This window comes from Hymenobacter duratus, assembly GCF_014698995.1.
GTDB lineage: Bacteria > Bacteroidota > Bacteroidia > Cytophagales > Hymenobacteraceae > Hymenobacter > Hymenobacter duratus.
On record NZ_JACWZZ010000001.1, the window covers coordinates 936,597 to 959,755 of the forward strand.

At 59.8% G+C, this 23,159-nt stretch carries 22 protein-coding genes and 1 tRNA gene; 12 read left to right on the top strand and 11 right to left on the bottom strand.

The window, feature by feature from the left end; translation table 11 throughout:
* The first annotated feature begins 30 nt into the window (after window positions 1-30).
* From IC231_RS03860 to IC231_RS03890, 7 genes are all read left to right on the top strand, one after another.
* Window positions 31-966 (top strand): phosphoribosylaminoimidazolesuccinocarboxamide synthase, encoded by a 936-nt coding sequence (locus IC231_RS03860; RefSeq protein WP_190783273.1) that lies wholly within the window; start codon window positions 31-33, stop codon window positions 964-966.
* A gap of 1 nt (window position 967) precedes the next feature.
* The gene (locus tag IC231_RS03865) at window positions 968-1,351 is read left to right on the top strand and encodes a nuclear transport factor 2 family protein (protein WP_190783274.1); all 384 of its coding nucleotides are present in this window, start codon (window positions 968-970) and stop codon (window positions 1,349-1,351) included.
* A 66-nt stretch (window positions 1,352-1,417) separates the two neighbouring features.
* Window positions 1,418-2,701: a phosphoribosylamine--glycine ligase gene (gene purD / locus IC231_RS03870; protein WP_317173251.1), complete on the top strand. Its 1,284-nt coding sequence runs from the start codon at window positions 1,418-1,420 to the stop codon at window positions 2,699-2,701.
* Window positions 2,685-3,326 (top strand): phosphoribosylglycinamide formyltransferase, encoded by a 642-nt coding sequence (gene purN, locus IC231_RS03875; protein ID WP_211538844.1) that lies wholly within the window; start codon window positions 2,685-2,687, stop codon window positions 3,324-3,326. Before purD ends, purN begins: the two co-directional genes overlap by 17 nt.
* Window positions 3,327-3,452: 126 nt before the next feature.
* Window positions 3,453-4,958: an amidophosphoribosyltransferase gene (purF, locus tag IC231_RS03880; protein ID WP_044003455.1), complete on the top strand. Its 1,506-nt coding sequence runs from the start codon at window positions 3,453-3,455 to the stop codon at window positions 4,956-4,958.
* Between the two features lie 133 nt (window positions 4,959-5,091).
* Window positions 5,092-6,252, top strand: coding sequence for an AIR synthase-related protein (locus IC231_RS03885; RefSeq protein WP_190783277.1), 1,161 nt, complete (start codon window positions 5,092-5,094; stop codon window positions 6,250-6,252).
* 6 nt (window positions 6,253-6,258) lie between these two features.
* Window positions 6,259-6,576 carry a hypothetical protein gene (locus IC231_RS03890; RefSeq protein ID WP_190783278.1) on the top strand — a complete coding sequence of 106 codons (318 nt, stop codon included), beginning with the start codon at window positions 6,259-6,261 and terminating at the stop codon, window positions 6,574-6,576.
* A 58-nt stretch (window positions 6,577-6,634) separates the two neighbouring features.
* Here IC231_RS03890 and IC231_RS03895 read toward each other — a convergent pair whose 3' ends face one another.
* On the bottom strand, window positions 6,635-6,844 hold the full coding sequence (locus tag IC231_RS03895; protein WP_190783279.1) for a heavy-metal-associated domain-containing protein: 210 nt from the start codon (window positions 6,842-6,844) through the stop codon (window positions 6,635-6,637).
* A gap of 170 nt (window positions 6,845-7,014) precedes the next feature.
* On the opposite strand from IC231_RS03895, the gene IC231_RS03900 reads away from it, so the two are divergent.
* On the top strand, window positions 7,015-7,548 hold the full coding sequence (locus IC231_RS03900) for a DUF4240 domain-containing protein (protein WP_190783280.1): 534 nt from the start codon (window positions 7,015-7,017) through the stop codon (window positions 7,546-7,548).
* A 96-nt stretch (window positions 7,549-7,644) separates the two neighbouring features.
* Here IC231_RS03900 and IC231_RS03905 read toward each other — a convergent pair whose 3' ends face one another.
* From IC231_RS03905 to IC231_RS03920, 4 genes are all read right to left on the bottom strand, one after another.
* Window positions 7,645-9,804, bottom strand: coding sequence for a tetratricopeptide repeat-containing sensor histidine kinase (locus IC231_RS03905; protein ID WP_190783281.1), 2,160 nt, complete (start codon window positions 9,802-9,804; stop codon window positions 7,645-7,647).
* A 37-nt stretch (window positions 9,805-9,841) separates the two neighbouring features.
* Window positions 9,842-10,432, bottom strand: a complete 591-nt coding sequence (locus IC231_RS03910; RefSeq protein WP_190783282.1) for a hypothetical protein — start codon at window positions 10,430-10,432, stop codon at window positions 9,842-9,844.
* Window positions 10,433-10,449: 17 nt separating this feature from the next.
* Complete coding sequence (locus IC231_RS03915; protein ID WP_190783283.1) at window positions 10,450-10,923, bottom strand: hypothetical protein; 474 nt, start codon at window positions 10,921-10,923, stop codon at window positions 10,450-10,452.
* Window positions 10,924-10,985: 62 nt separating this feature from the next.
* Window positions 10,986-11,534, bottom strand: a complete 549-nt coding sequence (locus tag IC231_RS03920) for a hypothetical protein (protein WP_190783284.1) — start codon at window positions 11,532-11,534, stop codon at window positions 10,986-10,988.
* Between the two features lie 668 nt (window positions 11,535-12,202).
* On the opposite strand from IC231_RS03920, the gene IC231_RS03925 reads away from it, so the two are divergent.
* Together IC231_RS03925 and IC231_RS03930 are read left to right on the top strand one after the other, a co-directional pair.
* A complete protein-coding gene (locus tag IC231_RS03925) occupies window positions 12,203-13,114 on the top strand; it encodes a YitT family protein (protein ID WP_211538845.1) in 912 nt (303 codons plus the stop codon).
* A gap of 59 nt (window positions 13,115-13,173) precedes the next feature.
* On the top strand, window positions 13,174-16,377 hold the full coding sequence (locus IC231_RS03930; protein WP_190783286.1) for a cyclic nucleotide-binding domain-containing protein: 3,204 nt from the start codon (window positions 13,174-13,176) through the stop codon (window positions 16,375-16,377).
* 14 nt (window positions 16,378-16,391) lie between these two features.
* Here the strand turns inward: IC231_RS03930 and IC231_RS03935 are convergent, their stop codons facing one another.
* Window positions 16,392-17,879 carry a nicotinate phosphoribosyltransferase gene (locus IC231_RS03935; RefSeq protein WP_190783287.1) on the bottom strand — a complete coding sequence of 496 codons (1,488 nt, stop codon included), beginning with the start codon at window positions 17,877-17,879 and terminating at the stop codon, window positions 16,392-16,394.
* Between the two features lie 56 nt (window positions 17,880-17,935).
* On the opposite strand from IC231_RS03935, the gene IC231_RS03940 reads away from it, so the two are divergent.
* Window positions 17,936-18,625 carry a DUF1345 domain-containing protein gene (locus IC231_RS03940; protein ID WP_190783288.1) on the top strand — a complete coding sequence of 230 codons (690 nt, stop codon included), beginning with the start codon at window positions 17,936-17,938 and terminating at the stop codon, window positions 18,623-18,625.
* On the opposite strand, the gene IC231_RS03945 is transcribed toward IC231_RS03940, so the two are convergent.
* Both IC231_RS03945 and IC231_RS03950 read right to left on the bottom strand, forming a co-directional pair.
* Window positions 18,612-18,989 carry an STAS domain-containing protein gene (locus tag IC231_RS03945; RefSeq protein ID WP_190783289.1) on the bottom strand — a complete coding sequence of 126 codons (378 nt, stop codon included), beginning with the start codon at window positions 18,987-18,989 and terminating at the stop codon, window positions 18,612-18,614. The two genes, IC231_RS03940 and IC231_RS03945, sit on opposite strands and share 14 nt — an antisense overlap.
* A gap of 284 nt (window positions 18,990-19,273) precedes the next feature.
* Window positions 19,274-19,918 carry a response regulator gene (locus IC231_RS03950; RefSeq protein WP_190783290.1) on the bottom strand — a complete coding sequence of 215 codons (645 nt, stop codon included), beginning with the start codon at window positions 19,916-19,918 and terminating at the stop codon, window positions 19,274-19,276.
* Window positions 19,919-20,364: 446 nt separating this feature from the next.
* Here IC231_RS03950 and IC231_RS03955 point away from each other — a divergent pair, with 446 nt between their 5' ends.
* Complete coding sequence (locus tag IC231_RS03955) at window positions 20,365-21,015, top strand: response regulator transcription factor (RefSeq protein WP_190783291.1); 651 nt, start codon at window positions 20,365-20,367, stop codon at window positions 21,013-21,015.
* A 3-nt stretch (window positions 21,016-21,018) separates the two neighbouring features.
* On the opposite strand, the gene IC231_RS03960 is transcribed toward IC231_RS03955, so the two are convergent.
* The 3 genes from IC231_RS03960 to IC231_RS03970 all read right to left on the bottom strand — a co-directional run bounded on the left by IC231_RS03960 (window position 21,019) and on the right by IC231_RS03970 (window position 22,944).
* On the bottom strand, window positions 21,019-21,375 hold the full coding sequence (locus IC231_RS03960; protein WP_190783292.1) for a hypothetical protein: 357 nt from the start codon (window positions 21,373-21,375) through the stop codon (window positions 21,019-21,021).
* A gap of 200 nt (window positions 21,376-21,575) precedes the next feature.
* A tRNA-Arg gene (locus tag IC231_RS03965) sits at window positions 21,576-21,647 on the bottom strand.
* 49 nt (window positions 21,648-21,696) lie between these two features.
* Window positions 21,697-22,944, bottom strand: coding sequence for a Pycsar system effector family protein (locus IC231_RS03970; RefSeq protein WP_190783293.1), 1,248 nt, complete (start codon window positions 22,942-22,944; stop codon window positions 21,697-21,699).
* Window positions 22,945-23,159 lie beyond the last annotated feature (215 nt).

A 23,159-nucleotide genomic window follows, 5' to 3' on the forward strand; every position in this document is an offset into this window, starting at 1 on the left:
CCGGCCTGGCCGGTGGATATTGATTTCAGAATGAATACGCTCAACCATTTCGACACGCCTCAGCTCGAACTCCTGCACCGGGGGAAAGTCCGCGACTCGTTCCGTGCCCCGTCGGGTGAGCGGCTGATTGTGGTTACCGACCGCCTGTCGGCCTTCGACTCGGTGCTGGAAACACCTGTGGCCCACAAAGGCGCGGTGCTGAACGGGCTGGCGGCCTTCTGGTTCGACAAAACCCGGCACATCATCCCGAACCACGTGATTTCGCTGCCCGACCCGAACGTGACGCTAGCTAAAGAGGCTGAGCCGATTCGGGTGGAGATGGTGGTGCGCCACTACCTCACGGGCTCCATGTGGCGCGGCTACCAGCAGGGCCAGCGCACGTTCTCGGGCGTGATGGTGCCCGACGGCCTGACCAAACACCAGCAGTTCCCCGCGCCCATAGTGACGCCGACCACCAAGGAGGAATCGGACCGCGAGATTACGCCGGAAAACCTTGTGTCGGAAGGCTGGGTGTCGCAGGAGCTGTACGCGCAGATGCGGGTGAAGTCTTTGGAGCTGTTCAACTTCGCTTCGGCGTGGATGGCCGAGCGCGGCATCATCCTGGTGGACACCAAGTATGAGTTTGGCTTGCTGAACGGGGAGCTGATGCTGATTGACGAAATCCACACGCCCGACTCCTCGCGGTTCTGGAGCGCCGACGACTACGCCCGCAACCCAGAAACGGCCGAGCAGATGGACAAGGAGTACGTGCGCCAGTGGCTGATTGCCCACAAGCAGGACGGCCAATACCCCCGCGCCCTCACGCCCGAAGTGTCTGCCGAAGCCACCCGCCGCTACCTCGATATCTACGAGCGTATCACGGGTGCCCCGCTGCCCACCAGCAACGAAACCACTCCTAGTGGCGACGTACAAGCCCGCCTCGTGAGCAACTTAGTGCGTGCTGGTATCATGAAAGAAACCATCTGAAATGGAATCCTCGCAGGCGAAAAAGCTGGTAGTCGATTACATCGAAGCGTATAACCGCTTCGATGTGGCCGGTATGCTGGCGCCGTTGCACGACGAGGTAATATTTCGGAACGTAACCGGCGGCGAAGTCAGCCTGACCATCCACGGTAAGGCAGCGTTCCAGGCGCAGGCCGAGCAAGCCAGGCAGTATTTCTCTCAACGAGAGCAGCAGGTCACCGATTGGCAGATAACCGATAACTACGTGGAAATGCTCATTGACTACTCAGCCGTGGCGGCTATAGATTTGCCTAACGGCCTGAAAGCGGGCGACACGCTGCAACTGCAGGGTAAGTCGGTGTTCCTGTTTTCCGACGGGAAAATTAGTGCCATTGACGATATTAGTTAGAACGACTCTGCGCACCTCTGCGAAACCTTCTGCGCCCTCTGCGGGAACCAACACTAGAACGACATCGTGACGAATTCAAAAACCATAGTACTTCTCGGCGGCGGGGCCCGTGAACACGCCATGGCGTGGAAACTGACCCGCGACGGCGCTACCGTGCACGTGCTGCCCGGCAACGCCGGCATTCCGAACAGCCAACCCCACATCAGCGCCACCGACTTCCCGGCCATCCAGGCCTTCTGCCAGGAGCACGGCGTGAAGCTGGTGGTAGTAGGCCCCGAGGCCCCGCTGGCGGCGGGCGTCACCGACTTCTTCCAGGGCTCCGACATTCGGGTGTTTGGGCCGGGCCGGGCCGGAGCTACGCTGGAAAGCTCCAAGGTGTGGAGCAAGGACTTCATGCGCCGCCACAGCGTGGCCACGGCCCAGGCCTGGCCCTTCCGCAGCGACAAGCTGGACGCCGCCCGCGCCAAAGCTACCGAGCTCAGTGGGCAGGTAGTGGTGAAGTTCGATGGGCTGGCGGCCGGCAAGGGCGTGTACGTGTGCTCCTCGGTAGAAGAAGCCCACGCCGCCCTCGACGACCTGGCCCGCCTGCACAGCGGCTGGTTTAGCTTCCTGCTCGAGGAAAAGCTCATCGGCCCCGAAATCAGCATCATCGGCATCACCGACGGCAACCGCATCCGGCTGCTCAGCCCCTCCCAGGACCACAAGCAGTTGCTGGCCGGCGACCAGGGCCCCAACACCGGCGGCATGGGCGCTTACTGCCCCGTGCCCTTCTGCGACGACAACGTGCTGGCCGCCATCCGCACCGACATTGTGGACCCCACCCTGCGCGGCCTGCAAAACGAGCAGTTCGATTTCAACGGCTTCTTGTACTTCGGCATCATGCTCACGCCCCAGGGCCCCAAGCTGCTCGAGTACAACACCCGCCTCGGTGACCCCGAAGCCGAAGTGCTGCTGCCCGCCCTGGAAAGCAGCCTGCTGGAGCTTATTGAGGCCACCCTCGACGGCACGCTGCAGCAAACGGTGGTGCGCCAGCGGCGCGGCCACTACGTGGGCGTGGTGCTGGCCTCGGGCGGCTACCCCGCCGCCAGTTTCCCCACCGGCTTCCCCATCACCGGCCTCGACCAGCTGCACCCCAGCATCCTGGCTTTCCACGGCGCCACCAAGCGCACCGAAACCGGCGAGCTTGTCACCAACGGTGGCCGGGTGCTGGTGCTGGTGGGCCACGGCGAGGAGCTGGAGGACGCCGTGCAGCACGTGTACCGCGAAGCAGAAAAAGTGAACTTCCAGGATGTATACATCCGCACCGACATCGGCCAGCGGCCGGAACCGACCCTTGCAGGCAACTGGTAACCATAGCTCCCGCAAAGCGCGCCTGGCCATTCTGCTGTCAGGCCGGGGCTCCAACATGGTGGCCCTGGTGCAGGCCGTGCAGGCCGGTGTGCTGCAGAACCTGGCTGAAGTAGGCGTGGTGTTCAGCAACGTGCCCGATGCGCCCGGACTGGCCACGGCTGCCGCGCTGGGTTGCCCCACCGCCAGCCGCAGCAGCCAGGGCCGCAAGCGGGCCGAGTTCGACGCCGAGGTGGTGGACGTGCTGCGCCAGTACCAGCCCGATTACGTGGTGCTGGCCGGCTACATGCGCATTTTGTCGCCCACATTTATCCGGGCGTTTGCGGGCCGCATCCTCAACATTCACCCCGCCGACACCCACCAGCATCAGGGTCTGCACGCCTACGAGTGGGCCTTCGACAACCGCCTGCCCGAAACCAAAATCACGGTGCACCTGGTGGACGAAGGCCTCGATACCGGCCCCATCTTGGCCCAGCACCCGGTGAACCTGCGCGGGGCCGATACCCTGGCCGAAGTGGAGCGCCGCGGCCTGGCCGTAGAGCACCGCGTGTACGCCGAAACTCTGGCGGAACTTATCAAACAAGAACGTCATGCTGAGCGCAGCCGAAGCATCTCTACCTCTGGCTAAATCAACTAGCCTTGCAACGAAGCGGTAGAGATGCTTCGACTGCGCTCAGCATGACGTTCTGAAGTCCCACCCCACCCACCACCCCCAGCGGCCTGCCAACGGGCAACTGACAACTGACAACTCAACATGTGCGGAATAGTAGGTTTTTACGGTCCTGATGATGTTGCGCACGATATCGTGTTCGGCCTCACCGCGCTCCAGCACCGCGGCCAGGATGCCGCCGGCATTGCCACCTTCGACGACAACTTTCACCTCTGCAAGGGCAACGGCCTCATCTCCGACGTGTTCCGCCCCAAGCAGCTCAAGAAGCTGAAGGGCAACATCGGCATCGGGCACGCCCGCTACACCACCCAGGGCTCCGGTGATGCCGAGTTGGCGCAGCCGTTTACTACCAGCTACCCGTTTGGGCTGTCGATGGTGCACAACGGCAACGTCATCAACTTCCGCTCGGCCGCCAAGCGCCTGCATGAGAAGTACCACGTGCTGCCCAAAACCAGCAACGACCTGGAGCTCATCATGTACACCTTCGCCTCGGAGCTGCGCCTGAAAAACCTCGACAACCTCTCGGTTATCGATATTTTCGACGCCGTGGAGACGACGCAGGAGCTGGTGAAGGGTGCCTACGCGACTATCACCATCATTGCCGGCCACGGCCTGCTGGCCTTCAACGACCCGCTGGGCATCCGGCCGCTGGTGCTGGGCCGCCGCGAAACCGAGCGCGGCCCCGTCTTCGCCTTCGCCTCCGAAAGCACCTGCTTTGATTATCTGGGGTTCGAGTTCGTGGAAAACGTAGGTCCCGGCCAGGCGGTATTCATCGACAAGGATTTCAAGGTGCACCACAAGAACCCGCAGGAGCAGCCGAAGAACTTCTGCGTGTTCGAGCACATCTACTTCGCCCGCGAGGACTCCACCATCCACGGCCGGCTGGTGGCCCGGGAGCGGGTGCGGCTGGGCAAGATGCTGGCTAAGAAGGTCATCGAGTCGGGTATTCAGCCGGATATGGTGATTGACGTGCCGTCGTCGGGCTACTTCTCGGCGTCGGGGCTGGCCGAAGCCATTGGCGTACCCTACCGCCGAGCCTTGGTGAAGAACAACCACATGGGCCGCTCCTTCATCGTGAGCAGCCAGGCTGGCCGCGAGGACATCGTCAAGAAAAAGCTCAACCCCATCCGCGAGTTTGTGGAAGGCAAAAAGGTGGCCGTAGTCGATGACAGCATCGTGCGCGGCACCACCTCGCGGCGCATCGTGCGCATTCTGCGCGAGGCCGGGGCCGCCGAGGTGTACTTCATCAGCAGCGCCCCGCCCATCATTGCGCCCTGCATCTACGGCATTGATATGGCCATGAGCACCGAGCTGATTGCGGCCAACTACACGGAGGAGGAAATCTGCCGCTACATCGAGGCCGACAAGGTGATTTACCAGTCGGTGGAGGACTTGCAGGCGCTGTTTTCCGAGGAGAAAGGCCACGGCGGCAGCTGCTTCGCCTGCTTCACCGGCCAGTACCCCACCGGCGACGTGACCAAGTACCTGCGCCACATCCAGGAAGAACGCCAGAGCCACCGCACCGACAAAAAAGGCCCCGACGTCATTCCGTCCGTGAGTGCCAAAGCCCCCGAGCCGACTGAGCACTAACAGCCCACAGACTCGATTGCACGGTGTAGAGACGCAATATTTTGCGTCTCATCGTTGAACGACCAGGACCGCGCAGTCCAAACAACATCAGCAATGCCGAGACGCAAAATATTGCGTCTCTACTCCCTCTGCCATGAGCCAGACTTCCGCCGATACCAATTTCAAAGCCACTGCCGGCTACTCCATCGAAGAAGGCAACGCCGCTTCCAAGAACGCCTTCCACTGGGCCCAGAAAACCTTCAGCACCCGCGCCGGCAAGCCCGGCGAGCCGGCCCAGAACCTAGCCGGGGGCTTCTCCAACGAAATCCGTTTCGGCAATGAGCGGCTGGGTATCGGCTCCGACGGCATCGGGACCAAGATAGAGGTGGCCGAGCGCCTGGACCGCTACGATACGCTGGGCTACGACCTGATTGCCATGGTAGCCGACGACCTCATCGTGGCTGGCTTCGTGCCCACCAACCTCTCCAACATCATCGACGTGAACACGCTCAACTACGAGGTGGTGGATGAGCTTATGCGCGGCCTGCACAACGCGGCCCAGTTCAGCCAGATTGCGGTAACGGGCGGCGAAATTGCCGAGCTGGGCAACCGCATCGGCGGCTACCCCGGCGCCAAGATGAACTTCAACTGGTGCTCCACCGCCGTGGGCGTGCTGCACCCGAGCCTGGAGCGCCCCCTGAGCGGGGCCAACGTGCGCGCCGGCCAGGCCGTGGTGGCCCTGCACTCGCCCTCCTTCCGCTCCAACGGCTACTCGTTGGCCCGCCGCGCCCTCACCAAAGCCTTCGGCGAAAAGTGGCACGAACAGCCGTACAACGAAGCTGCCGGCACGCAAGAGGCAAGTGAAGCAACAAGCAACCAACAACTGACAACCGAAAACGCCAAAACCTGGGGCGAGGTAATGCTGGCTCCGTCGCTCATCTTCTCGCCGGGCGTGGCAGCAGTGCTCGATGCGGGTTTTCCTCTGCACGCGGCCGCGCACATCACCGGCGGCGGCATTGCCGATAACTTCAAGCGGGTGCTCAAGAACGGGGTGGGGGCCGAGCTCGACAACCTGTTCGCGCCGTTGCCCGCCATGCAGCAGTTGGCCGAGCTAGCCGGCATCACACCCACCGAAGCCTACCTCTACTGGAACATGGGCAACGGCATGCTCCTCGTAACGGAGCCCGAGCAGGCCGAAGCCGTGGCCGAAACCCTGCGCGCCCATGGCTACCAGGCCCAGGTAGCCGGCTGCATCACCCCGGAAACCGATGTGGTGCTGCGCGTAGGAGCCGGCGAACTGCGCTACGAGGCGTAGATGCTAATGCAGCCTCTCGAATGGCTGGAACCTTGGCGGGAACTGGCGGAAGCAGACCAGAGCAAATTTGAGGACGAGTTGGAGACGGAGTTGGGACCAGCTCATCCACTGTTCGGCATCAAAGTAAAAGCTGTCGGCAGTAGTATAGCCAGTGACGACGTGCTCTTTCAACTCCAGGGCACTAAATCAAGCTACGCGCTAGTCCATCTGACCTGGGCTCAACGCCGCGCCAGTGGTACATATCCTTCCCACGAATTCTACAACACGTGGGAGGACTTTGTAACCCAACGAATGCAGGACGATAATTTTGGCTACGATGAATAAGTAAAACGCCCCTTCGATAGTATCAAGGGGGCGTTTTACTTGTAGATTCGTGATACAGCTACGCCGGCTCGATATCAAACCCGGCCTGGGCCACGGCTTTCATCACCTGTTCCGGAATGACGTTTGCGCCTTCCACCGTCAGGATTTTAGCGGGGTTATCGGTGTCCACGCTCCACTTTTCCACCGTGGGCTCGGCGTCGAGGAAGGGCGTGACGGCGCGCAGGCAGTTGGCGCAGTTGATGCTGGTTTTGAACTGGAGGGTGGGCATACAGAGTGGCAGTTGAAGCTGCCGTCAGGTGGCGGGCAGCAGGTGATGATGCTGTAACAACGAGGCAGATACAAAAGTAGATATGGTCCCGCCTCAGTGCCGTATAGACTTCGGCTGCCGGAGTGCAGCATTTTGCCGTATTTCGGGCTTCTCCCTATACCCTCGATAACATGGATAAAGAGCAATTCTGGCAGCTAGTAGAGGCGGCGAAAACGGAAGCGCAGGGCGACCAGCAACTTCAGGAGCAGATATTAATTGACCACTTGGCCCAGCTGGAACCGGCGCAGATTGTGGCCTTCGAGTGCCGCCTGCGCGAGTGTCTGCTGGAAGCCGACCATTTCAACATCATAGCCGCCCAGAAAATCATCGATGGCTACGTGTCCGACGATACCTACCTGTATTTCCGGTGCTGGCTGATCGGGCAGGGCGAAACTGTGTTCACCAACGCGCTGCAGAACGCCGACTCCCTGGCCAGCGTGATGGACGAAGGCTACCAGGATTTCGAAGAGTTGCTGTATGTCGCTACCAAGGCCTTCGAGCAGCGCACCGGCAAAACCGACGAAGACGACACCTTCCCCCGAAGTATCGCCAGTGAGCAGGGGCTGGACTATGACTTCGGCTCCGAAACCAAGGGCGAAGACTGGACCGAAAACCAGCTGCCTAAGATGCTGCCGAAGCTGTGGAAGAAGTTTGGAGCGGCGTAAACGAGAAAGGCCCGACTGCTACAGCTGCCGGGCCTTTCTCGTTTACGCTGGCTTCCTTCGTCGCCAGAACCAGTCGGGGAGGAGTAGGAATGCCTGTTAAAGCGGCAGGCAAATCGTTACTTCCGTGCCCTGGCCTTCCTGGCTCGTGACGGTGAACGTACCGTCATGCCCCTTCACAATGATGTCGTAGCTGAGCGACAGGCCCAGGCCGGTGCCTTCGCCGGGGGGCTTGGTGGTGAAGAAGGGCTGGAAGATTTTCTGCTGTATTTCTTCGCTCATGCCGGTGCCATTATCCTGCACCCGAATCTGCACCTGGCTGCTCAGAAGCTTGGTATGGATGATCAGTTCCGGCATGTAGCCGGGCTGGCCCAGTGCCTGGCGCTCCTGCAGCGCATAAAAGGCGTTGGTGCACAGATTGAGCATCACCCGGCCGATATCCTGCGGTACTACGTTCAGCTTCGGCATCAGGGCATCCAGATCAGAAACCAGCGTAGCGCCAAACGACTTGTTTTTGGCCCGGAAGCTTTGGTAAGCCAACGACAAATGCTCAGCTACCAGCGTGTTCAGGTCGGTAAGCTCGCGGTGGCCGGCGCTGGCGTGCGAGTGCTGCAGCATGCCCTTCACAATGTTGTCGGCGCGCTGGCCGTGCTGCGTTATCTTCTGCAGATTCTGCGTCAGGCTTTCCAGCAGCTCGGTGGCATAAGCTTTTTCGGCCTCCGGAAGCTGCTGCCACGGTCCGTCCATGAATTCCTCCACGAGTTCGGTGCTGACCTCGGAAAAGTTATTGACGAAGTTGAGGGGGTTCTGAATTTCGTGCGCGATACCCGCCGTAAGCTCGCCCAGACTCGCCATTTTTTCCCGCTGAATCAGCTGATTCTGGGCGGCTTTCAGCTCCGTCAGGGCGCGGGTCAGGTCGTCGCGCTGGCTGGCAATCTGGGCATTCTTCTCGTTGAGGTGCCGGTTGGCGCGCTGCTTTATGTACACGTTGCGCCACAGCAGGGCCGCCATCAGCACGGCTCCGGCCAGGCCGGCCCACAGGCCATACAGCTGCTGCCGCTGGCGGGCACTTTTTTGCTCCTGCAGCTGGCGGGTTTTGGTCAGCAGCTCAATCTGGTTTTGCTTTTTGTCCAGCTCGTAGCCATAGCGCAGGGCGCTTGTTTTGCGCTGGGTTGCCTCGCCCGCCAACGTGTCCTGATACGCGGCAAACAGCCGTTGGTAGCGGTAGGCTTCCTGGTAGTTACCGACGTCGGCGTATGCCTGGGCCAGAATTTCGGTGGCGTCGTTGAGGTTGCCGTTGCTGCGGTTTTTTTGGCTGAGCTGCATGCCATGGCGCGCCAGTGCAATAGCACTGTCGGGTTGGTGCAGAAGCAGATAGGCCCGCGCCAGCAATATCTCCACTGCCGGCAGGTTAAACCCGTCACTGGTGGCCCGAACCAGTTTTCGGGCGCGCTGGCCATGCCGCAGGGCGCGGGCCGCATTGCCTTGCTGGCTATACACCTCGGCCATCCCGATTTCGTTGACCAGCTGGTTCTGCGTATCGCTCATGCGCCGGCTCACGGACACCGCCCGCCGGAAGTAGTGCAGCGCCTGGGGCCAGTTCTGCTGCTGCTGGTAGGTGCTGCCCAGGCTGTTGAGCACGGCCGCTACTACCTGCTGGTCGTCGAGCTTGCGGCCGTCTTCGAGGGCTTTCGTGAGCACCAGCTTGGCGCCTTCATAGTCCCCGATTTTCCAGTAGATGCTGCCCAGCGTAGCCCGCAGCTGGGTTTGGGTAGCCAAATCATCACTTCTTTCGGCCAGTGGCAGGCCCCGTAGCGCCCAGTCCAGCGCGGGGGTAAGGTTGCTTTGCTGCAAATCGATGAGACTGAGCTCCAGGCAGGCCCGGGCTTCGCGGCGGTGGTCGTGGCTGCGCTCAAACAGCTCCTGTGCCTGCCGCGTGTATACCCGTGCCGAATCGTAGTCCGCGAGACGCCGGTGTAATATACTGAGCCACAGAAGGCTGCGTCCGATTCCGGCTGTGTCGGCCGATCGTTGCGACAGGCCCAGTGCCTGCCGGCTCAGGCGGATGGACTGGGGTGCATCGGTAGAGGCCAGCTGCAACACCAACGCGTGCAGGCGCCGTACCCGCGTGGTGTCGGCGCGGGCTTGGGTGCGCAGCAAGTGCCGCAGACTATCCACGGCGCGGTTCTGGGCGTGGCCGAGCCCGCTGCAGAGCATTCCCAAAGCCAAAAGCAGCAGTATGGCGCGGGAGCTTTGCATACAGGTTGGGAGAAAAGAACTTTAGAGACGCCGAGGCTTAATCAATCTTTGGGGGGTAGATGGGATTGTTGACAACCCCAATGCGGTTACCATACAAGTCCTTCGCCACAAACTCCTGCACTTCTGGTATGCTGTCTTCTGCGGCCTTCCCTACAAACGCTGGGTTGTCCTTTCTCTTGGCCGGCACCCGTTTCACTTCCCAAGGACCAATCCGTTCAAACCTTACTCCGGCTCTTTTCAGTTGCCCGTACTTTTTATTGACTTGCTCTACAGTAGGCAGTGTCCAGTAAAAAACCGGGTTTTTGAGGCGCAGATAACGCGGATGGGTTTCGAGACGCACTTTGATATTCCCTACCATGAAAGAGGCATAGGGATAAATAGTGTCTGCCGTAACAGACCTTATATTAGGGTTATTCTCAATAAAAAAATCGTGGTACCATTTTACGGCGGATTCCAAGTTGGTTACCGTTGTTTTGGGGTCTTGCCCTAATGGCACGGTGTATACCACCTCCTGCTGGTCAGAAAATGGTGTTGGAGGGTCGTTGGTAGTTGAAGCAGTGCCCTTATGCACTTGGCAACCGCCACATAGGCCAGCCAATATCAGCGCTATTGCTATCCTCGTGTTCATCGTTGGTACTAGGTGGGTTATAGGCATTCTTCACCACCGCCCACTAGAGTCGGGACATAAATGGGGTTGTTAACAACCCCAATTCTTGTTTTGCTGGGACCTTCAATGTATTGGGCAAGTGGTTGCTGCGGGTTGCCTGGTATTTCCACCGACCAGTAGTAGTAGGGCGCTGCACCAGAGGGCATTCTATAGGCAGGGTTGGTCGTCACGTATACCTTAACGTCGCCCACAGTGTAGACGGCGTACGGGTATTTAAGCTGCCTGTGGTCGAGTATTGTGTGCGGTGTACCCTCAACTCCGGTGAACTCTTTATACCACTTCAGAACGCTGTCTGAAAGGGAGTCGCTGTAGTAAATGACGGTAGTGGTCGGGCTAGCTTCCCCAACAAGCAGGGCGGGGCCTACAGGTTTCACTACCAGGCTTTTCCGTTTCCTGAAGATCAAAGCGGCGGCTGTTAGGAGTAGCAAACCAACTGCTAAGTTGCTTTTCATGATGGTGGCTGTGAAGTGAACAGAAGGGCCAATTGAAGGCGCACATGCGGTGTTTATCGGCGTCACTCCCCGTCTATTTTCGGCGGGTATACCGGGTTGTTAATCACCCCGACCTGGTTGCCGGCCGGGTCTACCACGACAAACTCCGCTACTTCAGTCACGGCGCCGGTGCCTCGGGAAAGGGTTTTGTCAGGCCGGCCATCTTCGATGTTCCGGAACTTCTGAAACAGGGTGCGTTCGAAGCGGTTGGTGCGGTCTGCGTTGAGCGTGTTGTACTTGGCTTCCACGTCTTTGGAGGTCGGGAGCATCCAGTAGAAAACGGGTTCCTTGAGTTTGAGCAGCTGCGGGTTGGTATCCAGCCGGACCTCCACTCCGTCAATATGATAGGTGGCATAAGGATAGGCGGCGTCCAGGTCAACTCTGGTTGGCTGGCTGCCGAAAAAGGAGGAGTACCACGCAATGGTAGCGGGCAGCTTCGCGGGGTCCCGAACGGGGTACACCACCGTTTTCTGCACCGAAAACCGGGGCGCAGTACCCGTATCCTGCGCGGTTGCTTCGGTGCTGAACGCCAGGCAGAGCACAAGCAGAAAAACCGAAAGCGTGCTTTTCATGTGCTGGAGAGAGAGAGAGATAATATGGGCGATAGGCCCCGGCCGAGCGGGCCCTGTGGCTGACATACCTGGGTTTTCGGCTGCTCAACGAAAAGATCAGTCCTGCCCTGATGGAATGTCAGTGGTACTAAGTTAATATAAAATATTGTTAATACTTGTTACGGCTGTTTCTGTGGTTGTCGGAAAGTGCTGATTTAGAAGACAGTGGGTATGGACCGCTTCACGGTAATTTCGGGTAGCCTACTGCTGCAGATACCTCTAGCTGAAGCAATTGTCAATAAATGCTGGTTTGCTATTATAGTATAAGTTTTTCTATTTATTTTTCTACATATTTGTGGTTAGAGTGAAGCCACTTGCTGCTTTAGCTGCCTTTTTTGCGGATTGATTTGGTAGCAGAAAAGAAGGTCTGCAGCAGCAGGGAGAGAAAGAAGGCCGCCGTCATGGCCAGAGGAGGAAGCTTGCTGAACGCTGCCTAAGCGGCTGATGTTTAGGTGTCCCGGTACCAGCCGACGCTGGGGTGTAGTGCGTAGCCCGCCTGGTGGCAACCTAACTTGCTGCTTGCCCGGGCCTGAAGTAAATGGCTCTGCTTTGCAATTGCCCGCGCGATGCTGTTTGAACAACCCGTGCCCCCGCCCGCTCAAGCCCGCAAGTTGGCTCATCCGTTGGATTTGCCTGCTTCCTCTGCCGCGCCTGCACCGGGTACGCTTCTGGCTTCGTCTGCCTCGCAACTGGGGCAGAAGGTGTTGCAATTCGTACTTCTGCTGGCGGGCGTGTTTTCGGCGGCGCTGGGCCTGAAGGGGTTTCTGCTGCCGAATGAGTTTATCGATGGTGGCGTCACGGGTATTTCCATGCTCATCAGCCACGTCACGGGCATTTCGCTGTCGGTCCTGATTCTGCTGATCAATATTCCGTTTGTTATTCTGGGCTACTACCAGCTGGGCTCGGCGTTTGCGCTCAAAACCCTGCTCACCATCACGGCCCTGGCCGGCGCGCTGATGGTGGTATCGTTTCCGGCCCTCACGCAGGACAAGCTGCTGATTGCCGTGTTCGGCGGCTTCTTCCTGGGAGCCGGTATTGGGCTGGCCATGCGGGGTGGGGGCGTGCTCGACGGCACCGAGATTCTGGCCGTGTATATCAGCCGCAAGCTGCCGGGCTCCATCGGAGATATTATCATGATAATCAACATTATAATATTTGGGGTGGCGGCCTGGCTGCTGTCGGTAGAAACGGCGCTGTATTCGATACTGGCGTATCTGTCGGCGGCCAAAACGGTCGATTTTATTCTGGTGGGCATCGAGGAATACACCAGCCTGACCATCATTTCCTTTCACAGTAATGAAATCCGGCAACTGATAACCGACAAGCTGCACCGCGGAGCTACGGTGTATGAATGCACCCAGGGCTATGGTTCGCATGGGCACCAGCGCCTGAAGGTGGAAGCAGTTTTCACAGTCGTGACGCGGCTGGAAGTCATCAGTCTGACCAAAGCCATCCACGCCATTGACCCGCAGGCATTCGTCGTGATGCAGAGCGTGAGTGACACGCGCGGCGGCCTCATCAAGAAAAGGGCGCTGCATTAGAGCAAGGCCGGCAACGCGGGACTTGCGGAGAGGAAGTCAGCTCCGAGAGGAGAACGAGCATGAATACAAATACGTGGTACCGTTTTCTGGGGGTGCGGCCGGGCGAGGCAAAAACCGTCTGGCTGTTTTTCCTGCACAATTTTCTGCTGGGCATCGGCACTATCCTAGTGTATGTGGCGGCCAACGTGCTGCTGCTGGAAAACCATCCGGAGCGCAACCTGCCGCTGGGCTACTGTGCCGGGGCCGGGGCCATGCTGCTGGTAGGCCGGCTGTATGCCTACTGCGAGCATAGATGGCCGCTGCAGAAGCTGGCCGTGCGGGCCCTGCTGGCCACACTGGTGCTGACGGTGGTGCTGAGCATCCTGCTGATGACGGGCACCTCGGTGGTGGCAGCAGTGGCTATCATGGCGGGCTACCGGCTGATTTATCTGCTCACCAACCTGGAGTTCTGGGGGATGTCGGCGGTGGTGTTCAATGTGCGCCAAAGCCGGCGGCTGTTCGCCGTCATCAGTGCCGGCGATATGCCCGCCAAGGCGCTGGGCGCTATACTGGCCGTATTCGTGCACCTGCACTACGACCTGTATTTTCTGCTCCTGACGGCTTTTGGGCTGTACGTGCTGGCGCTTTCCATGCAGCGCTACACGTTCCGGGCGCAGGCCATGGCCGCGCAGCCAGCGGCCCTCACGCAGCCGCATCAGCCGCACGCACTACCTAGAGGCCGGAAGCTGGTTCTCTACATGGGCCTCAGCCTCACGGCCATAGCCGTAGCAGCAGTGGGCGTGGAGTATCTGTTTTTTGTCAATGTGAAGCAGAAGCTGCAGAGCCAGGGTACTATGCTCCAGTATGTGGGCAGTGTGCTGGCCCTGACGTATGTGCTGGCCACGGTGTTCAAGCTGGTGGTGGCCCGCCATGGCCTCGACCGGCTGGGTGTCCGCTGGACCCTGGCCGTGCTGCCGCTGACGGCGCTGGCCGGGGTAGTGCTGTTTGGCGGGCTGCGGGCCGCCGGCGTGGGGCCCATGGGCCAGATGGCGTACTTCTGCGGCCTGTATCTGGGGCTGGAAGTGCTGCGGCGGGCGCTGTTCGAGCCGGTTTTTCTGGTCCTGTTTCAGCCGCTTCCGCCGGCCGGGCGGTTGCAGGGGCACACCTGGGTGAAGAGCTTCTATGAGCCGTTGGGGCTGGGCCTCGGCGGCTTGTTGTTGCTGCTGCTCAACGATGGGGGCGGCCTGCCGGCGTGGGCGGGCCTGAGTTGCATGGCCGTGTTTCTGCTGGCTGCTTTGCTGCTGCTGCAGGGCGCGTACCAACAGTACCTGAGCGAGCTGAAAAATGCGCTGGGCCTGCGCTTCACCACTGAAACGCTGGTTGCGGCTGCTGACAACCAACCTTCGCCCCCGCCGGCTGCCCCCGCCATACCGGCTGCCGAAGCCCTGAGTGCGCTACAGCACCTGCACCGCCTGGATGCCCCCCTACTGGTACAACATGCCCAAACCCTGCTCCGTCATCCTGAAGGTGAGGTCCGCCGGCGGGTGCTGCTGATGGTGGGCGACCGGATAAAACCAAGCCTGCTCCGCTATCTGCTCCTGCACGACCCCGATGCCGCAGTGCGCGAAACTGCCAGCCAGCTAGCCTGTCGGCATCCTGATGCCGCAGACTTGCTGCGGCACGCCGACATTGCGGTGCGTAAGGGGGCTATTCGGGGCAGGCTGGAGGCGGCCCCTTCCGACGTGCAGGCGCAGGCCAGTCTGGCCGAGTTGGCTGCCACGGCCCACCACCACGTAGCGGCTCTGCAGCTCGTGCGGTTTCTGGTACCCGACCAGCAGGTGGCGCTTATTGTCATGGGGTTGAGTAGCCAGGAAGAAAACTTAATTCAGGCCGCTACCACAGCCGCCACCACGGTTTCGCCGGCCACCCTGGCCAGCCAGCTGCTGGGGATGCTGCGTTCCAAAGCTGCCCGCAGGCCTGCCGCCGACTGTCTGGTGCAGATCGGCGACAGTATTCTACCCTATCTGGAGCAGGCTCTGGCCCACGAAACTGATGCCCGGTTTCTGCGGGAGCTGGCCCAAGTGTGCAGCCAGATACGGACAGAGGCAGGCCGCCAGGTATTAGTACGGATGGTGCAGGACGCCAATCTGCACGGCCGGGCGGCCGCGTTGCGGGCACTGAGCAGCCTGCCGGCCGTACCCACCGATGCGCCGCTCTTTCAGCACCTGGTGGAGGAAGAAATGCGGCTGGCCCAGCACATGCTGCACAGCATGACCAATGCCAATGCGGAGCTGCGGAGCACATTGCGCTACGAACTGCGCAAAAGCCAGCAGCGTCTGCTCGGGCTCCTGATTCAGCTCTATGACCAGCGGCCGCTGCTGAATGCACAGCGTGGCCTGGCCCATGCAACCGGCGAGCGGCAGGCCAATGCCCTGGAAATTCTGGATAATCTGATTCCACGGCCATTGTACCAGGGCCTGCAGGCTTTGCTGGATGCGGGGCGCCTCAGCGAGAAAGTGCAGACGTTTGATGACCTGCTGGGGCCTGCCGTCCTCACGGAATCTATCCAGACGACCATCATCCGGCGCGGTCTGGCGGCCTTCACGGCCTGGACGGTAGGTGTAGCGCTTCGCCAGTGGCACCCCTGCCCCGAGAATGTGGCCCATTTGTACCCGCACCTGCAAACGGCGAACCGCCTGGTGCAGGAAAGCGCCGAAGAGGTATTGCGCTGCCTGCCTCTGCAACGCCCGGCCGCTTACGACCACCTGCTGCAGCTCTATCCCACTCTTGCCTCGCACCCCGCCATGACTGACCATGCCCCAGGTTCCTCCGTTTCGTTTCTGGAACGTGTGCGGATGCTGAAAAGCACCGCCCTGTTCGGCCAGACCCCCGAGAATAGTCTCGGCACCATTGTGCCTATCATGCACGAGGTGACCTATCGCCAGGACGAGGAGATATTTGCAAAAGGCACACTAGGTACTTCCCTTTTCATTATCTACGAAGGGGAAGTGGGTATTTTCAATAAGCGGCAGCTGCTCACCACCTTTGGCAAAGGCGAGTTTTTCGGCGAACTGGCCCTGCTTGATGCCGAGCCTCGTTCGGCTTCGGCGGTGGCCCTGCAGCCCGTTCGCGCGTTCCGTATCGATCAGGAAGACTTCTACGACGTGACGGAGGAATGCACGGAAGTGGTACGCACCATCATGCGGGAGCTGTGCCAGCGGCTGCGGCGCCAAAACGAGAAAATGGCCCAGCCCGACAATCAAACAGTAGTGCACCCCGCCTAGCAGGTTGCTGCCCGCTACGTTTTCTGCTGCGGGCGTTTCTCCAGAATCAGGTTGGTGCGGAAGGTGTTCAGGCTTTCCTCCAGGCCCACCGGATAGGTGTGCGGGTTTAGGAACCGACGGATGCTGGGGTCCAGGCTACTTATTTCGCGTTGCGCATGCGCCCTGCTTTCAGCCAGCGTAGGGAGCTGGTGCACCAGCTTGCCGCGCCGAAACACGGGCTTCAGCAGCTCCCGGTAGGGGGCCTCGGGACGTACCGTGCGGCGGCGCGTCGCATCCAGCGGATCAACGAGGGTAAGCTGCTCGGGCAGGGGTTCGGCCGTATTGTAGAGCATGTCGGCGCGGGCCTGGCCGGCCTCGCTTTCGTAGCGCCGCACCTGCAGAATGCCCGGAATGCTGGTTTTGGCCAACTGCTCGGAGAGCTTGATGGTGAAGTCCCAGCCGGAATCGTCGGGTTTGCGCAGGGCGGCCAGCTTGTACACGCCACCCAGTGCCGGCTGGTCGTAGGCCGTCACCAGCTGCGTGCCGATGCCCCAGGTATCTATCCGGGCGCCCTGCAGCTTGAGGCTGGTAATGAGGTTTTCTTCGAGGTCGTTGCTGGCCACGATGCGCACATCGGGGAAACCGGCTTCATTGAGCAAGGTGCGGGCCTCACGGCTGAGGTAAGCTAGGTCGCCGGAATCGAGGCGGATGCCGCCCAGCTCATGCCCACGGGCGCGCATCTGGCGGGCCACGCTGATAGCCTTCCGCACGCCTTCCAGCGTGTCGTAGGTGTCTACCAGAAACACAGAGTCGTCAGGAAAGGCTTTCGCATACGCAGTGAAGGCTTCTTCCTCGTTTTCAAACGCCATAATCCAGCTGTGAGCATGGGTGCCTTTCACCGGAATTCCGAACCGCTGCCCGGCCAGCACGTTGGATGTGGCATCAACGCCGCCCAGATACGCCGCCCGGCTGGCACTCAGGCCCCCGTCGAAGCCCTGAGCCCGGCGCAGGCCGAACTCCAGTACCGTGTCGGAGCCGGCCGCTTCCCGGATGCGGGCCGCTTTGGTGGCTATCAGCGTCTGAAAATTTACGAGCGTGAGCAGGGCCGTTTCCACCAGCTGGGCCTGCAGCAGCGGCCCCTGCACCCGAATCAGGGGCTCGTTGGCAAATACGGCCGTGCCTTCCGCAATGGCATCTACATCACAGCTGAAACGCAGCTCGCGCAGGTAGTCCAGAAACTCCGCAGGAAACATGGCGCCGCCTTTTGCGCCCTGCAAGCTCCCCAGGTACGCAAGGTCATCTTCCGAAAAACGCAGGTTCTGCAGAAAATCGACGGCATACGCCAGCCCGGCCGCCACGGCATAACCTCCCTGGAAAGGCGGCCGGCGAAAGTACAGATGGAAAACGGCCTCTCGGTCCTGCAGGCCCTGTTGCCAGTAGCCATACGCCATTGTGACTTGGTAGAGGTCGGTGAGGAGGCTGAGCGAAGGCGCGTAGAGGCCGGAAAGCGGAGCTGAGTTCATGCGGGCAACGGTTGAGATGCCGTAGCTTACGCAGAATATTTTATTCGGTCGTGCTTATGGCTTCTTCTGCTCCGGCCCGCGGGTGGGCCGCCCTGCATCAGCTGGAACTGCTGGCCGCCTGGAAGCGCCTGTCTATCGGGGTGTTGCCAGCGGGGCTGCTCTACATGATGGTGCCCGCTGCCTGGCCGCTGCTATTACGGCTCACGGCCGCCTGGGACGTATTCGCCCTGACTACGCTGCTCATCACCTGGGGCATCATCCTCACTGCCGATGTAGGCCATATCCGGCGCATTGCCACGCGGGAGGATCCGGGACGCGTGCTGTCCTTTGGGTTTGTGCTGGCCGCATCGAGTGCCAGCCTGCTGGCTATTGTAACGCTGCTGGCCTCTACGCGCTTACCTGGGCACGGGGTGCAAGTGTGGCCGGCTGTAGTCGGGATTGGGGGCGTGCTGGTGGCCTGGCTGCTGGTGCATACGCTGTTTACCCTGCGCTACGCCCATCTGTTCTATGACACCGATAATGGCCGAAAAGAAGGCGGTCTGGAGTTTCCGGGAGCCGAAAAGGAGCCCGATTACCTCGATTTCGCCTACTACTCTTTCACCATCGGCATGGCCGCCCAGACGGCAGACGTCGGGGTTTCGGGCCGCACTCTGCGCCGGCTGACCTTGCTGCACGCGTTGCTGTCGTTTGGCTTCAACACGGCCATCGTCGCGCTTACGGTTAGCAGCCTGGCTATGCTGCTATAGCGGTGCGGCGCATGCCTCCGGGCTGAGAGCGGCAATAGCAGGCCGCCTCCAGCAGCGTGGCTACCACCGGAGGGCGCTGCGCCCAGGGCAGGGCTTCAATAGCCTCGCATAGCCCGTCGGCCAGATGGCAAAGAACCAGCTGTATATGCCTGTTGCGCAAGGTTTCGTAGTAGGTGCCCAGCAGCTGAAGGGCCGCTGCCGGTAGTTCGGGCAGCTGGCTGCAGTCTACCCACACACTGGCCTTGCCGCTGGTGCCGGCCCGGTGCAGGGCCCGCCGAAGCGCCTCGTTTTCCGGTGCATGTGGTACATCAGTCAGAATCAGCAGGTAGCTGTCTGGCAAAATCTCGCGGTACACATCCAGCATAGAAGCCTCTTTTTAGTTAATTCCCAACAGCTACACGCATCCCCACAAGGCAACCTGGCAGTAAGCACTGCTCCAGCAGTTTTCGTTCGGTCACCATCAGGAGGCCGTATGCCCGCCGTACTAACTTTTTCCGGTGCAGGCATTGTACTATCTGATGCTGTAAAAGTATAACGATATTGGTAAATAAAAAAGAGCTAACTACTGATTTTCAGTGTAGTTATAAATACGGGCTGCCGCCGAGTACTACCGGGCCTTGCGGGCAGCCTGCCCGCTGTGCTAGCCTGCTACACCAGCCCGTTGGAGACGGCGAACTTGATGAGGGCGGCGGTGTTTTTGGCCTGGGTTTTCTCGATGATGTTCTGGCGGTGGGTTTCGATCGTGCGCTTGCTGGTGAAGAGGCGGTCGGCAATTTCGGCGTTGGTCAGCCCTTCGGCAATCAGCCGCAGCACCTCCAGCTCCCGATTTGAGAGGCCGTTCTGGGGGCGGAGAAGCTCGGCAGGTGCGCCGGTAGCGCGGTGCAGCTTGCGCAGCAGGTCCAGCGCAATAGTGGTGCTGAGATACGGCAGGCCGCGCGCCACGGTGGTTATAGCATAAATCAGTTCAGCGCGGTCTGTATTTTTGAGCGCATAGCCCAGTGCGCCACAACGCAGCACCTGCGCTATGTACTGCTCATTATCGAGCATGGACAGCACCAGAATGTGCAGTTCCGGGTATTGCTCGCGCAGGAGCGGAATCGTGTCGAAGCCGCTCAGGCCGGGCATGTTCAGGTCCAGCACTACGATATCAGCCGGCGTGGTGCGCAGCAGATCAAGCAGGGCCTGCCCGTCGCTGGCTTCCCCTGCCATGGTCAGTGTGGGCTCGTGTTGGAGCAAGGACCGAATGCCGTCCCGGATAATGGGATGGTCATCGGCTACTAGTACGCGAATCATCCTAAGCGAATAGAAACCCTGACAGAAGGTGCCGCTTACCGTTTCTTGGCCAGGGAATGAAAAAGGGGCCTGCCCAGTGAGCGTTGGGTCAGCCGTGGCCGAAAGTATAACATATGCCCCACGGGGCCGAATACAGGCTTTAAAAGCAGTATTTACCCTGATATAGCCGCTGCCGGAATGCTGGTTTTATCCGTATAAATACGCGGCGCCTACCTATTGCCGCTCCTGGCTCCATCATAACGGGCATCTACCCCAAAACCGCCGGCTGCTGCCTCCAGCTACAGTTGAGGTTTGGATTCGGGCCGAAGCCGCGCTTGGGTATTCACTGAACCTAAGCCGGTTTTTACCCGTTCCGCCTGTACATCCGGTGTTGATTTTCGTATGCCGTACAGGTGCGCTTGCGCTATCCGACTGCCCGCAAATCCATACTTTTCGCGCCCCAGTATATGATTCGAGTATTCTTAGCCGATGACCACACGATTCTGCGCGATGGTATTCGGGCACTGCTCAGCATGCAGCCCGACCTGGAGGTAGTAGGAGAGGCTTCTAATGGCGAAGAGCTGCTCAGCATGCTGCCCACCACGCCGGCTGACGTAGTGCTGATGGACATTAACATGCCCGTGCTGGATGGCTTTGCTACCATGAAACGGCTGCACGACGAATACCCGGATGTGCGCGTGCTGGTGCTGTCCATGCTCGACCACGAGAACTATGTGCACCGCATGCTGGAAGCCGGCGCTACGGGCTACGTGCTGAAGAATGCCGATATCGCAGAAATTACGCACGGTATCCGCACGGTAGCGGCCGGCCGGCCTTTTCTGTGTACGGAGGTAGGGATAGATATGCTCTACAAGCTGGTGCGCAGCGTGGCGGCCCCGCACGAAAATCGGGGCAAATCCGGCGACTTATCGAAGCGCGAGCTGGAGGTGCTGCGGCTGATTGCCGAAGGGCTGACCAACGCCGAAATTGCCGACCGCCTCTTCACCAGCAAGCGCACGATCGAAACCCACCGCCAGAACATCATCGAGAAAACCCAGGCCAAAAACACCGCCGCCCTCATCAAGTTCGCCGTCTCCAATGGGTTGCTGAGCGAGTAGTACCTACTCTGGTTCTTCGCCTATCAGAATCTCCTCCGGAATGCTGCCCGGCGAGTATTCTAGCCCGGCGGCCAGCTTGGCTACTGCCGAAAGAAACGACGCACGGGCCGTCTGAAGGCCGGGGCCGCCTTTGTCAGGTTGCTGATAATCGAGGAAAAGCGCCGGATTGGTGGGGTGTCGCGCTACCCAGCGCTGGGCCTCTTCTTCAGAAATCAGGGCGGGGTTGCCCCGCCATCGGGTCTGGTATTCGGGTTGCTGAGTGAGTTCGGTATGTTTGAAGTACAAGGGGATGCCATCGGGCACGGCATACAGGCAAACCCGGCGGCCATGCGGCGCCGGGGACAGGAAGAGGCATTCCATTACGGGTAACTAGCGGGCAAAAAGGTGTGTAAGCAGGGTACTCAGAGCGTGGACCATGTACGACGATAACCGGCGCCATGGGTTGGTTTGATGTAACAAAATCGGTATTCCTTGTCAACTATCGGCGTTCCGGGCCGTGCTATTTATTCGCATAAAATAAAAAACCCTCATTGCAGACAGCAAAGAGGGTTTTTTGAGAGTAGCCGCGACGGGAATCGAACCCATATCAAGCGTTTAGGAAACGCCTATTCTATCCGTTGAACTACGCAGCCGGCGAACCGGTGCAAAGGTAGCCCGAAACGGAAGACTGCCCAAACGGGCTTACATCTTGTAGAGCAGGGCAATACCGAAGGACAGCGCCGTCAGAATCAGCCCGACCATGAAGATGGTGTAGCTGATGCGCAGCAGCCGGTACTTGCGCGTCAGCACGTCGCCGAGGTAGTAGATATCCGTTACCATATTGGTGTACAGGGCGTCTTTCTGGCCCATCAGCTCGTTCATGCCATGCTGAAAATCGTCGAGGCTGAGCTTATTAAAGTTGCCGAAGAACAGCAGGTTTACACGGCGGTTTGTCGCAATCTGAGGGCTGCGCTTCAACCATTTGAAACTGGTGACATCGGGCTGGGCGCACAGAATGGCCGATACCACTGAGCCCAGCGCCGTAGCCAGCAGCAGCCCGATGGGGATGGTAAGCACCGGATTGTTCATAATGGTAGGGCTCAACACGCCGGACTTGGTACCGGCCTTGGCTCCGAGGTAGGTAATGATAACCGACAGCAGCACAGCATTGAGGCTAATCATCATGTTAGCCTTTTTATCGGCCATGTCCGAGAGCTTCATGTGGTTGCTGTACATGGTGCGGAACATCGTTTCGATGCCGCGCTTGGGCTCTGCAAAAGTGCCGGTTTCTTCTTCGGTCTTCTTTTTCTTTTTCTTCTCGGTCTTTTTCAGCCGGTCGCGCTGCTCCTTGATGTTGGCCTTGAACTGCTCCTGATAGCGGCTGTTGGCTACCTCCGTGTGGAACTTGGCCGAATGCAGAAAGTCCAGCTGCGACTCGGCCCACTCCACATTGGAATAGGTCTTGCCCAGCGTAGTTTCCCATTCGGCCCGTAGCAGCTCCGCATTGGCGAAGAAGTCTTCCCGGCCCATGCCGCTCATATCGGCATCAGCCAGCAGTTGCTGCAGCTGAGTTTCACACTCTTCGTTGCGGTGCGTGCCCCGGATGGTCTCCTTCACCAAGGTAATGCGCTCGGCCGGGTAGCCCTGCTGGCTTAGCCACTGCTCTGCCAGTTCCATGCTGCGGTATTCGTGCCCATCGTATACTTCAATGTAGCCCGCATCATGAAACCAGGCGGCCAGTAGCAGCGCCTCCTGGTCGGGGGCGTTCAGGCCGGCATCTTCTCCCAGCTTGCGCGCTTCCTTTACCACAGCCGTGGTATGGGCCAGCGAATGGTAGACTATCTGCTTCGGGAGCTTAGCCTCGAGCAACTGCGTAATATAAGCCTTGGCCTGCTTCAGAATCTCTGATTTTTCGGCTTTGGGGAGCTGGAGCGTTTCCGTGGGTTCCATGGAGGAAGAAAGGGTGTGCAACGGTGGCAGAGGCCTCCCGACCGACTTTCAACGCGAATCAGGCGGCGGGGTTTTTCTGGCGCTGCTCAACCGTATAGTGTTAGATTGCGTAGGGCAGGCACCCGGCCTGATTTGGACGCTGGACTAGGTTAGCCGTTTGGGGAAGTTACTCGTATTTCTGCGAACTACCTGAACGAGCCGGCCGCCAGCCGACG

Coding starts and splice junctions, on each gene's coding strand:
- IC231_RS03900 (WP_190783280.1), top strand. CDS start 7,015: ATGGATAAAGAGCAATTCTGGCAGCTAGTAGAGGCGGCGAAAACGGAA.
- purF (WP_044003455.1), top strand. CDS start 3,453: ATGTGCGGAATAGTAGGTTTTTACGGTCCTGATGATGTTGCGCACGAT.
- IC231_RS03935 (WP_190783287.1), bottom strand. CDS start 17,879: ATGAACTCAGCTCCGCTTTCCGGCCTCTACGCGCCTTCGCTCAGCCTC.
- IC231_RS03940 (WP_190783288.1), top strand. CDS start 17,936: ATGGCTTCTTCTGCTCCGGCCCGCGGGTGGGCCGCCCTGCATCAGCTG.
- IC231_RS03915 (WP_190783283.1), bottom strand. CDS start 10,923: ATGAAAAGCAACTTAGCAGTTGGTTTGCTACTCCTAACAGCCGCCGCT.
- IC231_RS03955 (WP_190783291.1), top strand. CDS start 20,365: ATGATTCGAGTATTCTTAGCCGATGACCACACGATTCTGCGCGATGGT.
- IC231_RS03865 (WP_190783274.1), top strand. CDS start 968: ATGGAATCCTCGCAGGCGAAAAAGCTGGTAGTCGATTACATCGAAGCG.
- IC231_RS03885 (WP_190783277.1), top strand. CDS start 5,092: ATGAGCCAGACTTCCGCCGATACCAATTTCAAAGCCACTGCCGGCTAC.
- IC231_RS03895 (WP_190783279.1), bottom strand. CDS start 6,844: ATGCCCACCCTCCAGTTCAAAACCAGCATCAACTGCGCCAACTGCCTG.
- IC231_RS03890 (WP_190783278.1), top strand. CDS start 6,259: ATGCAGCCTCTCGAATGGCTGGAACCTTGGCGGGAACTGGCGGAAGCA.
- IC231_RS03930 (WP_190783286.1), top strand. CDS start 13,174: ATGAATACAAATACGTGGTACCGTTTTCTGGGGGTGCGGCCGGGCGAG.
- IC231_RS03910 (WP_190783282.1), bottom strand. CDS start 10,432: ATGAACACGAGGATAGCAATAGCGCTGATATTGGCTGGCCTATGTGGC.
- IC231_RS03920 (WP_190783284.1), bottom strand. CDS start 11,534: ATGAAAAGCACGCTTTCGGTTTTTCTGCTTGTGCTCTGCCTGGCGTTC.
- IC231_RS03945 (WP_190783289.1), bottom strand. CDS start 18,989: ATGCTGGATGTGTACCGCGAGATTTTGCCAGACAGCTACCTGCTGATT.
- IC231_RS03970 (WP_190783293.1), bottom strand. CDS start 22,944: ATGGAACCCACGGAAACGCTCCAGCTCCCCAAAGCCGAAAAATCAGAG.
- IC231_RS03960 (WP_190783292.1), bottom strand. CDS start 21,375: ATGGAATGCCTCTTCCTGTCCCCGGCGCCGCATGGCCGCCGGGTTTGC.
- IC231_RS03950 (WP_190783290.1), bottom strand. CDS start 19,918: ATGATTCGCGTACTAGTAGCCGATGACCATCCCATTATCCGGGACGGC.
- IC231_RS03860 (WP_190783273.1), top strand. CDS start 31: ATGAATACGCTCAACCATTTCGACACGCCTCAGCTCGAACTCCTGCAC.
- IC231_RS03905 (WP_190783281.1), bottom strand. CDS start 9,804: ATGCAAAGCTCCCGCGCCATACTGCTGCTTTTGGCTTTGGGAATGCTC.